Raw genomic sequence first — 13,249 nt, forward strand, 5'->3', positions numbered from 1 at the left:
GATACCTCTGACCTGCCGGTCCGCGTCGGCATGTCGAATCCGACATTTAACTGACACGGAGACGCGGATTTCGACAGCGAAACGCGGATCCTACAACCGGCCGGCCATCACCTACGCCGACGCCGCAGCGATCGTTATCTGGGGTTCTTGGCCTCTTCTCCCAGGTCAGAGTGTGATGATCTTGTCAGGCACGTAAGGCATGTTGACCGATCTTGAAGGCATGTTGCATCGATGGCGTGGCCAGGTCTTTCGGTTGACCGCGCGATGGCGGCAAGGGTCGATATCGGCGCTGCGGCTGGCCAGGCCAGCTGCTAGGTCGGCGGCGCCTACCTGTGGGCCGAGCGCATCTTTACCAAGGCCTGGCCCCGAGTCCCGACCAACCCTTCCTGGGCCGCCAGACCACCCGGTCTGTCGGCACTGAACGGCGTGGCGGCGGGGTCAGAGCTGGATTACGCCGATCTGGGCCGCCGCGCTCGCGTACGCGTTGGAATCGTGGCCCAGGTACCAGCAGAGGCCCGGGGTGATGAGCGGCTGCGTGAGGCTGTAGCCGGGCAGCGAGGCCTGGTTGCCGATCCAGAAGCCGCCAGGGACCGTCGGGCTGCGGCTGCTGACCGACATCTGGAAGACGGCGGCCTCCTTCCCGGTGATGACGTCGACCACCGAGATGTTGGTGACCCCGCTCGGAGGGAGGTCCGCCCACGCGCTTTGGTAGGGCAGGACGTCGAGGCTCAGCTGATGCACCGGATCGAGGACCACCTGGATGATGTTGGGCGTCTGGTTGGTGAAGGTGAACCTGCCGTAGCTGTAGGAGATGGTCGTCTGGTCGCCTGTCATGGGAAAGGCCCAGCCGGACGCCGACGAGAAGAGCTCCCACGGCTGCACGCCGTTGTTCCAGAGGTCGTTCTGCATCGCCTGAGAGCTCGGATAGACCTGCGGGTTGCCGATCTCCGCGATCCAGTACAGCACACCTCCCGACTGCCACTGCGCGTAGTCGGGGATGCCGGCGGGATGGCCTCCGTTCGACGACGTGAAGATCTGGTACTTCACGGACATGAGCAGCTGCATCACGGAGGTCGTGAAACCGGGGCTCGCGGCGATGACCGCCTCCGCCGTAGTGGACGGGCCCCAGTACAGCGAGTCGCCTCCGCCCTGCTTCCCCGACAGCTGGTACACGCTTTGGAGACGCCCCCAGTCCTGCAGGATCGGGGTCTCCATGTTCCCGATGGAGGTCAGCACCGCCGTGAAGTCGTCGTCGAGTGCCTTCCACAGTCCGGAGACGGCCACCTGGAACGGGTCGGGCGAGATACTGCCGCCGCCTTCGGAGTCGGCGGCCAGGGCGGCGTTGATGCCCGTCTGCATCAGGTTCGCCGCGACGGAGAACTCTTCTCCCGCGGCGCTGAGCCCGGCGTAGAGGAGTCCTTCCAGGATGGACAGGACGGCTCCGGTGACGTCCGGGTCCTCCGTGCCGATGGTGATCCCGGCGTCGGAGACGAGCTGCGCGGTGATCGCCTCCTTGTCCGAGAACAGGGCCTGCTGGAAGCCCTCATAGGCGGTGAACAGGTCGCGGGCGGCGTCGGCGTAGGAGATCTCGGTGGTCAGCTGCAGCCGGACCGCGTCCCAGTCGGTCTGCAGGATCCCCTGCGGCGCGTCCGTCCATTCCTCGATCTGGTCGCCGTAGTCGGAGAGCGTCCGGGTGAGGTTGGGGTACTCGTCGCGGAGCGAGGTGACGCCGAGCCGCTGGCAGATGATCTGGTACGCCTGGGCCTGGTCACCGATGAACTCGGGGAACGGCACCGAGGGCTGCGTCAGGATCGCGTCCAGGGGCGCGGACGGGACGGTGTACCACGTGTACGGGGGGCTCGGAAATGTGCCCGGCGCCGCCACGACGGGGTCCCCGTCGGTCAGCGTTCCCGAACCTCCGGTCATGCCGTAGGAGACGAGGAAGTTCACCGAGGAGACGCTGCGGATCTGGTCGGTCACGCTCAGGTCCCACCGCGCCTTGTCGCCGAACGTGTCCGTGTCGACGGTCAGGTAGTTCCCGCCTTCGTCGCAGGGCGCGCCGAGCTTGAGAGCGGGATAGGCCCCCTGCCGGTTGAGAATGCGCCCGTCCGGCGTCACCTGCCACAGTTCGCCGGGGTCGTTCCCCGTCTGCGGGCAGACCGCCACATGCGAGCCGCCCTGGGCCTTGAGCACGCAGTCGTTCTGGTCGGCGTCCTGGACCGCGCTCTGGAAGTAGACCCATCGGGGACGGAAGGCGTCGAGCGCCGGCGCCGTCGACGCCATCGGCGTCCAGTGCTGCAGGCCCTGGGCGTCCGTGGCCGACGGCGTCGCCGGCTCGAGAGTGGGAGCGGAGAGCACCTGGCCGCTCATCGACAGGCTGTGCACGTACCCGTCGTCGGTGATGCTCCAGAGCTGGCACGGATAGCCCGGGTCGCCCTGTGCCTGGAGAACGAGCGCGCTCAGCGCCGGATCCCAGTTGATCGCGAGCCCGTTGAGCTGGCTGAGGAGATGTCCGTCGTCGGTGACGGTCCAGAACTGGCTCTGCGCGTCGTCGGTCTCCCGGGGGTAGAGGATGACGCGGGTACCAGGCTGCGTGCCGTTCCCTTCGGCGGCGAGGACAAACGGAGGCGCTGGAGTGCTCGGCTGTATCCGGCTCGCGATGTAGAACACCGAACCCGGCTGAGGTGTCGTCGTCATCCCGAGGTCTTCCTTACTCGTGCCGGTCATTCCCGACTTGGGACCCGCGTCCGGAGACCTACCGCCTCGCTGTTCCGCGCTAACGGCCCGCCCGGTCAAGAGGCAATGTGACTCAGCTCAAATTGCTCTTGTGGTTGGGGGCTGGTGGGGCTACGGCCGCTGGCCGTGGGGAGCTTCGCGAATGCGGTGTCGTTGGGGGTTCTAGCTCGGTGGGCGCCCAGGGATGAGGTCGATGACGCTGTCGCGGTGACGGGGAAGCGGGCCAGACGGCGCGATGGGAAGCTTCCTCCGCATGTGATGGTGTACTTCACGATGGCGATGGCGTTGTTCGCGGATGCGGATTACGAGGAGATTCTGGCCCGGCTGACCGACACGCCGGCGGGGTGGCCGGACTGCTGGGATCCCGGGTGGCGGACGCCGGGGTCGGGCGGGGTCATCCAAGCGCGTCAGCGGCTGGGGAGTGAGCCGTTGCGGGAGTTGTTCGAGCGAGTCGCCCAGTCGGTGGCGCAGGAGGAGACGCCGAGGGCGTTCTTGGGGCCGTGGCGGCTGGTGACGGTGGACGGCAGGGAGTGGGATGTGCCCGACAGCCCGGCCAACGCCGAGGCGTTCGGGTACGCGGGGTCGGGGGACAAGCGGTCGGCGTTCCCCAAGGTCCGCCTGGTGGCGCTGGCCGAGTGGGGGTCGCAGGCGTACTTCGCCGCCGCGATCGGCGGGGCGGGTGCGGGCAAGGGCAGTGGCGAGCAGGTCTTGGCTCGCTGGTTGTGGCTCCTGCTGGATGAGGACATGCTGCTGGTCGCCGACCGTGGCTACTACTCCTTCGCCGGCGGGCGGGCTTCTGCCGGTCTTCGAAGGTTACCGCGAGACCGCCCACGTGCCGGGTTTGGCCCCGTCTACGGCATGGAAGCGACCGAAACGCCGAAGCGGATGCTCAGAGCTCCCATCACCTGCCTGACCACCGCGCCCACGATCTCGCCGCCAGCGGCGCCGACCGCGATCCAGCCGGCGCTCTCCAGTTTCCGCAGCCGCAGCTCATGGTCGTCGATGCGGCTTTCCACAGGTGACCAACGTGCCTGACAACCCCAGATAACTTGTCAGGCACGTTCCTCGGAAGTCCACTTGCCTGACATGCCTGACGCCTTTTCGGCACCCCAGATAACCGAGACCGTCGCCTGGCTACGCGATGAGGTCGCGCACGCCGACTGGCGGCGGCAACTGCCTCAGGTGGCATCTCTGGAGCATTTCTTCGACTACCCGGCAGAAGACGCCTTCCTCCAGCAGATGATCCGGTGAGTCAGCTCACCCGACCGCCGACGACCGCCCCCACCTCAACGCACGTCCATCGCCCGGCAGACAGCTCTTAGCTCAAGGTCGGTACGACGCCGGGCTCAACCCGTTCGACCGTGACGCCGGACATGTTCCTGGCCCATCGGCCGGTGATCTCGCTGAGCTGTGCGGCCTGCGGAGGCGTGCGGCCCAGGCCGATCGCGTAGCGGGCCTGCCGGAGGCCGCTCTCGAACGGGCGCGGCCAGGCGTGGACGTCCCGCACCCCCGCCTCTTCCAGGGCGGTGAGCAACTCCAGCATGCGTCCTCTGACGCGGCCCAGCACCGCGTCGAGCTCCTCAGGCCGGTCGGAACGTACGGTCAACACCGCCCAGGCCGCGTGACGGCGGTGGAGGGGCGGCGGGGCGAGCAACTCCGCTGACCTGCCGTTCTCCGTGAGCTCCCATGCCTGATAAAGCTCCTGGGCGAGCCGGTCCAGACCGCCCGAAGTGACTTGGCGAGCGCAGTTGCGCACGGGAGCGCTGGGCGTCATCACGGTCATCACAGCCGGGGCGGCGGAGGCGGGGGTAAGGGTGACCGGCTCGTGCCAGTCCCAGGCGGCCCATGTGCTGAAGAATCGGTGGAGGAGATCGGTGTCGGATGTGCTGGCGGCATCGAGGACGGTGCGTGCGGCCAGGACTGCCCACGCCAGACCGGGCAAGCCGCCGAAGGGGGCCGCGTCCAGGCCCTTCGCCCTTGCCCACGCCTTCACCTCGCGGGCGAGGCGGGCGAAACGCTGGTGTGCGGGGCCCACTGCGGCGCGGATCGCGTCCGCGTCACTGACCGCGCTCAGGGCGATGGCCGCCGCCTCGCCCAGTTCGGCGCGGCGGGACAGGAGTTGCGCCGGGGGGATTGGGTCGGCCGCCACCACGGTCAGGTCGACGTCCAGGTCGGACACGCGCAGGCGCAGGCCCGGCACCCGGGCACCGATCACCTGCCGCAGCCGGACGGCCTCGGGCAGCGCCGCCCGCACGCGCGCCTCCACGTCCGTACCGGTGTCTGGGAGCGCCGCCACCAGGTCCAGGTCGGCTGCGGGGAGTGCGCAGCCCATACGCCGGGAGCCTGCGACGTGCACGATCCCGGGACGTAGCGCCTCCGCCAGGCGGCAAGTGACACGATCGGCCAGGTCGTCCAGGCTCGGAACCGGCGCGGGCTCCGGCGCGGCGGGCTCGGGCAGCCATCGGAGTTCGCCCGTTCCCAGAGTGATCACCGCGCGCGGGCGCATGGGTTCGTCCGCTCGCCGCGACAGCAGCACGACGGCCCCGACGCAGGCGATCATCGCGTCGAGCCGGATGCCCACACGGTGCGAGGCGTCCACACGGCCCAGGGTCAGGTGCGGGACGAAGCCGTCTGGACGGCCCGCACAGCGGGGGAAGCGCTGGTGAAGGACCTGACGCAGGCGGGCCCATGGGACGGGATCGGCGGCGGCCGGGTCGAGCCAGATGGTCGTGTCCTGGCGGTGCTGAAAGGAGCGGATCCCCTCCAGCCGTACGTCGAACGGCTGGACTTCGGCCGCCGCTGCGGACAGCAACGGCGCCGCCGCCTCGAACGCCGACTCCGGCACGAACCCGAAGAGCAGGTTGACGTGCGGCGGCCAGCGGGCGACCTGCGGATCGTGCGTCCGGCGGAGCGCCTGGATGGGTGGCCACAGCTCCTCCGGCGGAATCCACGCCACCGCCGTGCGCGCGGTCGGCGGCATGTCCAGCACCCCGGCGGGCGCGCTGTCCGTGATGTCGAGGACGGCCTCCACCCCGTAGTGGTCGGAAACGTACAGCCCGCCGGAATCGGGCGTGTCGCCGCGCAGGGCGGCCACGACGGTACGGGGACGGCCGCGCACCAGCACGCGGTCCAGCCGGGCGGCCCGACCGGACAGCGAGGACAGCGCCGCCAGCGGGTTGGCACGCGGGTCGAACGTGGGCGTGTCGTCGCCGGACCCGTACGCCTCCGTCCAGGCGTCGCGGAGCCCGAGGGCCGACGCGGGGACGTCCGTGCCGTCGTTGAAGTCGCCCATCAGGACCAGGTCCCCCTCGACGCCGGCCAGCCCTTCGGCGATCCGGGCGAGTTCGGCCCGCCGCCGCGCCGCGCCGTCGGCGGTGTGGTCGCTGGTCAGGTGGGTGGTGGCGATGACAAGCGGGCCTGCGGCGGTCTCGGTGGCGATGGCGGCGACCGCCTTGTGCGGGCCGAGCCGGTGCCAGGCCGCCTCCCGGACGGGCAGCCGGCTGAGCAGCAGCAGCCCGCTGTCGGCGACGTCCTCGCCTTCCGGGTCGCCGCCGACGGTGTAGCGGGCCCGCACCCACGGGGCCGCCAGCAGGAGCGACAGCAGCGCGGGCTCGACCTCCTGCAGTGCGATGACGTCGGCGTCGGCCGCTTCCAGGCTCGCCAGCAGCAGGGGGCGGCGGCGCGCGGTGTCGATCCGGTCGCTGTCGTAGCGGTCCCACAGGGTGTTCCAGGTCAGGATGCGCACGGTCCCTACTGCGGAGGCATTCTCCCCCGTGCTCGGCTGCCAGCCAGTGGCCGCGTCCCAGGTGTGCGGGGTTCTGGCGCTGAAGACGGGCGCACGCAGGAGGCGCGGGGCGCGTACCCGGCCCGCGTCGCAGGTGTCGATCCGGTCCAGTCCGGTGGCGCGGTCCCATACCAGCTCGCCGTCCGCCTCGACGAACAGCACCCGGTGCCACGGCACCTCGCCGCCGGGCACGAAGGTGGGCAGCGGGATGCGCTTGGGGTCGGCGCCCCGCTGGCCGACGCCGAGCACGAAACGCGACGGGTCGAAGCGCGGATCCCAGCGGACCCAGTGGTAGATCTCCTCGCTGGTACGCATCACGCCTCTCCCCCGGCCAGAGCGCCGTCCAGGTCCTCGACGGTCCCGGACGCGCCGACGTACCAGGTGCAATGGGCATCACCGGGATAAGGCGGGACGAACCGGCGCACCTGAGTGGCCAGCACGTGCGGCGGCACCGGATGGGCGCGACGGGCGTTGCGCCGGTGCAGCTCGTCCTCCTCCACCAGTGCGACCGCGTGCGTCGTCAGCGCGTCGCGGCGGCGCGCCACGGCGTGGACCAGGGAACGCTGGTGTTGGTTGAGCGAGGTGGCGTCCCAGACCACGGTGCCACCGGCCGCCAGAGCGGCCTCGAGCCGAGCCAGTCCCTCGCCGAGCACTTCCCCGTTGGCCCGCTGGTCCGCCCGCGAGCCCCTGGCATCGCGCAGATCGTCCAGTGAAAGGTACGCGTCGATCTCCGGCAGACCGGCCGCGAACGTGCTCTTCCCACTGCCCGACGGTCCGACCAGCTGCACCAGCCGGGGGAACCGCCTCGACCGCCACCGCCAGGTCGCCGCCACGGCCTCCTCGACCGTGGTGACCTTTCCCCTGGCCCAGGCGTCCCGCGCCTCCGCCCAGCACCGGTCGGCCGCCTCCCCACCGAGGCCGGCCAGTGCCTCACGCAGACCGGCCCGCAACGGCTCCAGCGGCCCCGGCCCGAGCAGCCCGGCGTCCTCGGCGTGCAGGGCCGACCATTCGACCTGCTCACGCTCCTGGTCGACCTCATCATCCACGCGCCCCACCAGCACGGCCGCCGACACGGCGTGCAGCACGCCCAGGTCAGCGGCCAACGCCATGCGCCCCAGCCCGGCACGCCGCTCCTCGTCCGGGTACGGCCGGCGCAGCGCGCCGTGCAGCCCGGCCAGGTCCGCGACCCGCCGCGCCAGCCGCATGCCCAGCGGCCTCGCCAGCCCGGCCGCCAGCCGGGCCCGCGGTATGGACCGCAGCGCCACGGCCAGCACGCCCGCCAGCCGGGCGTCCCCGCACCGACCGATCACGTTCAGCCGAGCCGACACCTCGGCCACCGCCTCCGGGACGACGTCCTTCGCTTCGGCTCGGGGGAGGTCCACCGAGGCCAGCAGGGCGTTCACGTCGCAGTCCGCGCCCGAGCGCACCTCCCACAGCGCCGCGCCGGGGCCCAGCGCGTTCGGCACAACGATGGCGTGCATCCAGTGCGTGCCGGTCTGCACATGCTCGCGACGCACCCACTTGGCCACCCGTCCCGCGAACTCCTCCCTCTCGAAGCTCTCGACGGCCCGCACCACGTAGCCCTCCTGCCGCTCCGCGTTCAGCCGCAACCCCCGCAGCGCCCGCTCGTCGAAGACACCGCGCCACAGCACCGGCGGGACGGGAATCCCCAGCTCACGCAGGAAGGTGACCGTGCGGTCCCAGTCCAGGCATCGATCGCCGTCCCAAACCGAGAAGCCGTAGAACCAACTTTCCAGCCCCTGGTAGGCGATGGAGTGCCGGGCGTACATGTTCTCCCCGCACACCCGCCACCCCGCCGGGATCCGTCCACCGATCCGCCCTTGCAGACCCTTGACCCACGCCCGGGAGGGATGGTGCGCCGAGTCCAGGGATCGGGCATGCATCCCGTCCGCGTACAGGGTGGTGTTCTCTCCGTCGAGCTTCTCCGTGACCACGACCTCGCGCCCGCGCAGCCCGGACAGATCTCCCGCGCGAACGTCGTCCGGCGTCACGCCAGGCGACCAGGGCAGGTGAGGGGTACGCGGATAGTGCACGCGCATGATCTCTCCCCTGACGCCCCTCGCAACTGGAGTCACTGTACAAGCGGCAAGAAAGCGTCTCCATCGAATAAGCTGCCGGGCCTGCCGGCCATCGGGGTCGCCGCCCTGGGCCTGTTCGCACGCTTTGGCTGACAGCGGCGAGGCACTCGACCTCACGGCCAGGCTCAACCTCACGGCCAGGCTCGGCCTTTACAAAGTAGACTGGACGATCATCAACCCTCGCCCTCCCAGTGCGGCGTATGCGAACGTCCGAGGTCGGCCCCAGGGCCCGGAGCGGATGACCGTATTGCCGCTTTTTGGCGATCTTGTGGCGAATGTTTTGGTACGTTCGCCGATGACGCAAATGATCTCCCCATCTGAGAGGTTCCCATGAACATGAGAGCTGGGTTCAGGGCGTTGGCCGTGGCCTCCGGCGCCGCGATTCTGCTGATCGCTGGATCAGGTGCCGCGAGCGCGGACCCCGTGGAGGCAGAGACCGCGATCTCCTGTGTGAAGAAGATCGAAAGCGGCACATACAAGATCATCTACCCCTGGGTCCGGGTCAGGAACGACTGCGCCTGGACCTACGATGTCAAGATCATTTGGAACAACGGGCCCGACAGTCCCTGCAATGAGATGTCGCCGGGCGAGACCATGAAGAACATCTCCTCCCCCGGCGCTTCGTACCAGAGGGTCGACATCTGCTGAGGTCGTCATGCAAAAGCCCCCTGTGCGGTCGCGCAGGGGGCCTTTTCGTGGTCAGAGCCGGTTCAACACGCTCACCGTCAGGTCGAAGACGCGACCCGAGCGCCGTGGTTCGTGCGGCGGGCCCGAGTCTCACTCCAGGGGCAGGGGGCGGCGGGGCACGGGTGCGGTGTGGATGAGAGACGTGGTCGTGTGACCGTACGGGGTGAACAGGTCGAGGATCGGTTCGAGCTCGTCGACCGCCCGCAGGTGCATCGTGAAGTAGAAGCAGTCGTCTCCGGTCATCCTGTAGCACTCGACGATCTGCGGAACCTCCTGGGCGATCTTGGAGATGCGGTGCAGTTCCCGGATCGCCGGACGGATCCGAACCATCACCGTGACCGGAAAGCCCAGCGCCCGCGGGTCGACCTCGGCGTGATAGCCGGTGATCACTCCCGTCTCCTCCAGCCGCTGCACCCGCTCGGCCACCGCGGGGGCCGACAGAGCGACCCGCCGGCCCAGCTCGGCGAAGCTCACCCTGGCGTCGACCTGCAGCTCGGCGAGAATACGAAGGTCGAGGGCGTCCATTCCCTTCGGTTCGTACGCCCGCTCGGGTCTGATCTTTCGATTCGCCATTCTCCTAAATTACGGGCTGGCCAACGATGGGGGCATGCCGCCCACCGGCCCTCGCGCCGTCCTGTCCGCGGCGCCTCCATGGACCTACTTCATCGGGAGCGCCGTCTTCCACTACCTCGGTCCGGCGTTCGCCGTGCTCCTGTTCGCCAGGCTCGCCCCGCTCGGGGTCGCGGGGCTGAGGATCTGGAGCGCCGCACTCGTTTTCGCGCTCTGGCGCCGCCCCTGGCGGACCCTCGCCCGGCTCGACGCCGAGGGCCGTCGTTCGATCATCGCTTGGGCCGCGGTGCTCGCGGCCATGAACGTCTGTTTCTACCTGGCGATCGCCCGCGTGCCCCTGGCGACCGTCGCCGCGATCGAGTTCCTGCCGGTCATCGTGCTGGCCGCAATCGGTGCCCGTACCGTTCGTAACCTCGTGGCACTCGTCACAGCCGTCGGCGGCGTCTACGTGCTGACCGGCATCCAGCTGGCCGGGGACCCGCTGGGGCTGGTGTTCGCCTTCGCCAACGCGGCGCTGTTCGCCGCCTACATCGTGCTGGCCCACCGTACGGCTCGGCGCTCGCGCGGCGTCAGCGGCATCGACGGGCTGGCCGCCGCCATGCTCGTCGCCTGCGTGTTCGTCGCGCCGGTGGGCGTCTGGCAGGCCGCTCCCGCGGTGCTCGACCCGGTCACGCTCGCCGCCGGGATCGGGGTGGGGATCTGTTCGTCGGTGATCCCGTACGTGTGCGATCAGCTCGCCATGGCACGTATCGCCCGCTCCACGTACGCGCTGCTGGTGGCGCTGCTTCCGGCCACGGCGACGGTGATCGGCATCCTGGTGCTCCGGCAGCTCCCCTCACTCGCCGAGGTCGCCGGAGTCGGCCTCGTGGTGCTCTCGGTCGCCCTCCACCGCGAGCCTCCAGCCGAGGCCACACTCCCACAGGAAGGCAAGACGGAATGCGATACGTGAAGCTGGGATCGTCGGGGCTGCGGGTCTCCCGGATCTGCCTGGGGATGATGAGCTACGGCGATCCAGGTTCCTGGGAGTGGCTGCTGCGCGAGGACGCGGCCGAGCCGATCGTGCGGCGTGCGGTCGAGGCGGGTGTGACGTTCTTCGACACCGCCGACATGTACTCCGACGGCGTGAGCGAGGAGATCACCGGGCGGCTGCTCGCCAAGCTCTTCGCCCGCCGCGACGACTACGTTCTCGCCACGAAGGTCTACTTCCCGACGGGACCGGGCCCGAACGACCGAGGGCTGTCCCGCAAGCACGTGCTGGCCGCCATCGACGCCTCGCTGACCAGGCTCGGAACCGACCATGTCGATCTGTACCAGATCCACCGCTGGGACGGCGAGACACCGATCGAGGAGACCATGGAGGCCCTGCACGAGGTAGTGCGGGCCGGCAAGGCGCGGTACATCGGGGCCTCCAGCATGTACGCCTGGCAGTTCGCCAAAGCGCAGCACACCGCTCAGACGGCCGGCTGGACCAGGTTCGTGTCGATGCAGAACCACTACAACCTGCTGTACCGGGAGGAGGAGCGAGAGATGATCCCGCTCTGCCTGGACCAGGGAGTGGGCGTCATCCCGTGGAGCCCGTTGGCGCGCGGACTGCTGACCGGGAGCCGCCGGCGCGACGGCCTGCGGCGTACTGTCCGATCCGGCAGCGACTCACTGGCCGACAGCATGTACGAGGACGCGGACTTCGACGTCGTCGACGTGGTGCGTGCGGTGGCCGGCGAACGAGGGCTGCCTCCGGCGCAGCTCGCGCTCGCATGGCTGCTCGGAAGGTCCGGGGTGGCCGCGCCGATCGTCGGGGCGAGCAAGGTGGGTCATCTGGATGACGCGATCGCGGCGGTGGAGGTGTCCCTGAGCGAAGAGGAGACGGCCCGCCTGGAGGCCCCCTACCTGCCCCACCGGATCATCGGGCACTCCTGAGAGAGCGGCTCTCATGGACTGACGCAGGCCACGTTCCGCCTCAATCTCGAACAACCCATGGACGGGGAAAGTTATCGGCTCGGCCGCAGGGGGCCGACGCGTGTCGTTCTTCATGAGATCACGAACGCACTAAAAACAGGGGCGTGACGATCGGACTCCCCTATGAGAAGGAACGCCTATGAGGACCGGGACGAGGAAAGCTCGGGCTGCTCTGTTCGCCGCCGCCGCAGCCATACCGTTGGCCATCGTGCCCGCGCAGGTGGCGCCGGCACAGGCCGCGGCCTCCTCCGTACCCGGGACGGCTGGAAAGGGCCGGGGCTCCGGGGACTGCGTCACGTCCGGGTTCAAACGCTCGACCGACCAGGTCGAGGTCATCAGCGGCCATCAGACACAGACGGTCACCGGCAGGGCGTGGACCGACCTGACCTGCGGCTCGGTGAACGTACAGGTGCCAAGAGGGACACATGGACACCTCACCGTCTGGGTGAACGCCGAGATCCGATGCAAGGGGCCGAGCGTGATCGGCAACTGGTGCGGGGGCCGTATTGTCGTCGACGGAGTGGCACTGCCGCCGAGCAACAATTCCGACAACGACCGCTTCGACTGGGACACCGCCAACCCCGATGACCGGCGCTGGCGCGACGGTTCGATGATGGCCGCCGGGTATGTGACGTGTCCTGCGAACAACTCCAGGATGTACTGCAACAAGAAGATCCAGGTTCAGGCGACCAACAATTCCAGCTCCACCACGTTCTGGATCGACGACACCATCGTGCGCGCCGAGCTGCTGAGGAGACAGCTGTTCCCGCGCTGATGCGCTGCTGGAGACCTGCGGCCTGTAGGAGCGGAGACTCGGAACGGCCGGTCCCGGATGGGCAGGCCGTTCCGCGTGTGTGGTGAGCGGCGTTGTCAACTGGCCAGGAACGGTCAGAGGAGACCGAGCTGGGCGAGCATGCCGAGCTGGTCGCTGCTGCCCCACCGCTCCACCAGCTTGCCGTCGGCGAAGCGGCTGATCTGCATCGCGCGGTAGCTGGCCTTCCGGCCGGTGGCGGGGTGGCCCATGAGATCGCCCAGGTGGGTGCCGCTGATGGTGTAGGCGAAGGCCAGCTCGTCCTCGGTGGCGATCAGGTGCTCGACCTCGACGTGCAGGTCCGGGAACGCGGTGCGCATCTCGGTGAACAGAATCTTGTAACCCTCGGGGCCCGGTCCCTGCCCCGGCCCGGGATCGTGGTCCACGGCATCGGGCGCGACCACCTCGTCGAGGACGGCGAAGTCGCCGCCCATCACGGCGGTGGCGAAGCGCTGCTGGGCCGCGAGGTTGGTTTCGTAGGTCATGTCTCTCCTCAGGGTCACGTCCACGGACGTGCTGCACATGGATCTTCACATGACCCTGTTTCTGCAGGTTAAGCGGTACGTGCCTGCGGGAGCGGGTGCCGGGCGGGCGGGCCGCGGAGCG

At 69.4% G+C, this 13,249-nt stretch carries 11 protein-coding genes; 6 read left to right on the top strand and 5 right to left on the bottom strand.

What is annotated here, in order from left to right; all coding sequences use genetic code 11:
• Nucleotides 1-438: 438 nt before the first annotated feature.
• Complete coding sequence (locus AB0F17_RS64610) at nucleotides 439-2,697, bottom strand: ricin-type beta-trefoil lectin domain protein (protein ID WP_358047007.1); 2,259 nt, start codon at nucleotides 2,695-2,697, stop codon at nucleotides 439-441.
• A gap of 186 nt (nucleotides 2,698-2,883) precedes the next feature.
• Between AB0F17_RS64610 and AB0F17_RS64615 the strand changes: the two genes are divergently transcribed.
• Both AB0F17_RS64615 and AB0F17_RS64620 read left to right on the top strand, forming a co-directional pair.
• Complete coding sequence (locus AB0F17_RS64615) at nucleotides 2,884-3,771, top strand: transposase domain-containing protein (RefSeq protein ID WP_358047086.1); 888 nt, start codon at nucleotides 2,884-2,886, stop codon at nucleotides 3,769-3,771.
• A gap of 51 nt (nucleotides 3,772-3,822) precedes the next feature.
• Nucleotides 3,823-3,987: a hypothetical protein gene (locus AB0F17_RS64620; protein WP_358047010.1), complete on the top strand. Its 165-nt coding sequence runs from the start codon at nucleotides 3,823-3,825 to the stop codon at nucleotides 3,985-3,987.
• 67 nt (nucleotides 3,988-4,054) lie between these two features.
• Here the strand turns inward: AB0F17_RS64620 and AB0F17_RS64625 are convergent, their stop codons facing one another.
• Nucleotides 4,055-6,835 (bottom strand): poly(A) polymerase, encoded by a 2,781-nt coding sequence (locus tag AB0F17_RS64625; RefSeq protein ID WP_358047013.1) that lies wholly within the window; start codon nucleotides 6,833-6,835, stop codon nucleotides 4,055-4,057.
• A complete protein-coding gene (locus tag AB0F17_RS64630; RefSeq protein WP_358047016.1) occupies nucleotides 6,835-8,580 on the bottom strand; it encodes an RNA ligase family protein in 1,746 nt (581 codons plus the stop codon). Before AB0F17_RS64630 ends, AB0F17_RS64625 begins: the two co-directional genes overlap by 1 nt.
• 375 nt (nucleotides 8,581-8,955) lie before the next feature.
• On the opposite strand from AB0F17_RS64630, the gene AB0F17_RS64635 reads away from it, so the two are divergent.
• Nucleotides 8,956-9,267: a hypothetical protein gene (locus AB0F17_RS64635; RefSeq protein WP_358047018.1), complete on the top strand. Its 312-nt coding sequence runs from the start codon at nucleotides 8,956-8,958 to the stop codon at nucleotides 9,265-9,267.
• Nucleotides 9,268-9,396: 129 nt separating this feature from the next.
• On the opposite strand, the gene AB0F17_RS64640 is transcribed toward AB0F17_RS64635, so the two are convergent.
• Nucleotides 9,397-9,879 (bottom strand): Lrp/AsnC family transcriptional regulator, encoded by a 483-nt coding sequence (locus AB0F17_RS64640; protein ID WP_358047021.1) that lies wholly within the window; start codon nucleotides 9,877-9,879, stop codon nucleotides 9,397-9,399.
• A gap of 34 nt (nucleotides 9,880-9,913) precedes the next feature.
• On the opposite strand from AB0F17_RS64640, the gene AB0F17_RS64645 reads away from it, so the two are divergent.
• From AB0F17_RS64645 to AB0F17_RS64655, 3 genes are all read left to right on the top strand, one after another.
• Entirely contained in the window at nucleotides 9,914-10,825 is a 912-nt protein-coding gene (locus AB0F17_RS64645; protein ID WP_358047024.1) for an EamA family transporter, read from the top strand.
• Nucleotides 10,813-11,793 carry an aldo/keto reductase gene (locus AB0F17_RS64650; protein ID WP_358047027.1) on the top strand — a complete coding sequence of 327 codons (981 nt, stop codon included), beginning with the start codon at nucleotides 10,813-10,815 and terminating at the stop codon, nucleotides 11,791-11,793. Before AB0F17_RS64645 ends, AB0F17_RS64650 begins: the two co-directional genes overlap by 13 nt.
• A gap of 178 nt (nucleotides 11,794-11,971) precedes the next feature.
• Entirely contained in the window at nucleotides 11,972-12,607 is a 636-nt protein-coding gene (locus AB0F17_RS64655) for a hypothetical protein (protein ID WP_358047030.1), read from the top strand.
• Nucleotides 12,608-12,720: 113 nt separating this feature from the next.
• On the opposite strand, the gene AB0F17_RS64660 is transcribed toward AB0F17_RS64655, so the two are convergent.
• Nucleotides 12,721-13,128 carry an ester cyclase gene (locus AB0F17_RS64660; protein WP_358047033.1) on the bottom strand — a complete coding sequence of 136 codons (408 nt, stop codon included), beginning with the start codon at nucleotides 13,126-13,128 and terminating at the stop codon, nucleotides 12,721-12,723.
• Between the last annotated feature and the right edge of the window lie 121 nt (nucleotides 13,129-13,249).

The sequence above is a fragment of the Nonomuraea sp. NPDC026600 genome (assembly GCF_040638335.1).
Lineage (GTDB): Bacteria > Actinomycetota > Actinomycetes > Streptosporangiales > Streptosporangiaceae > Nonomuraea.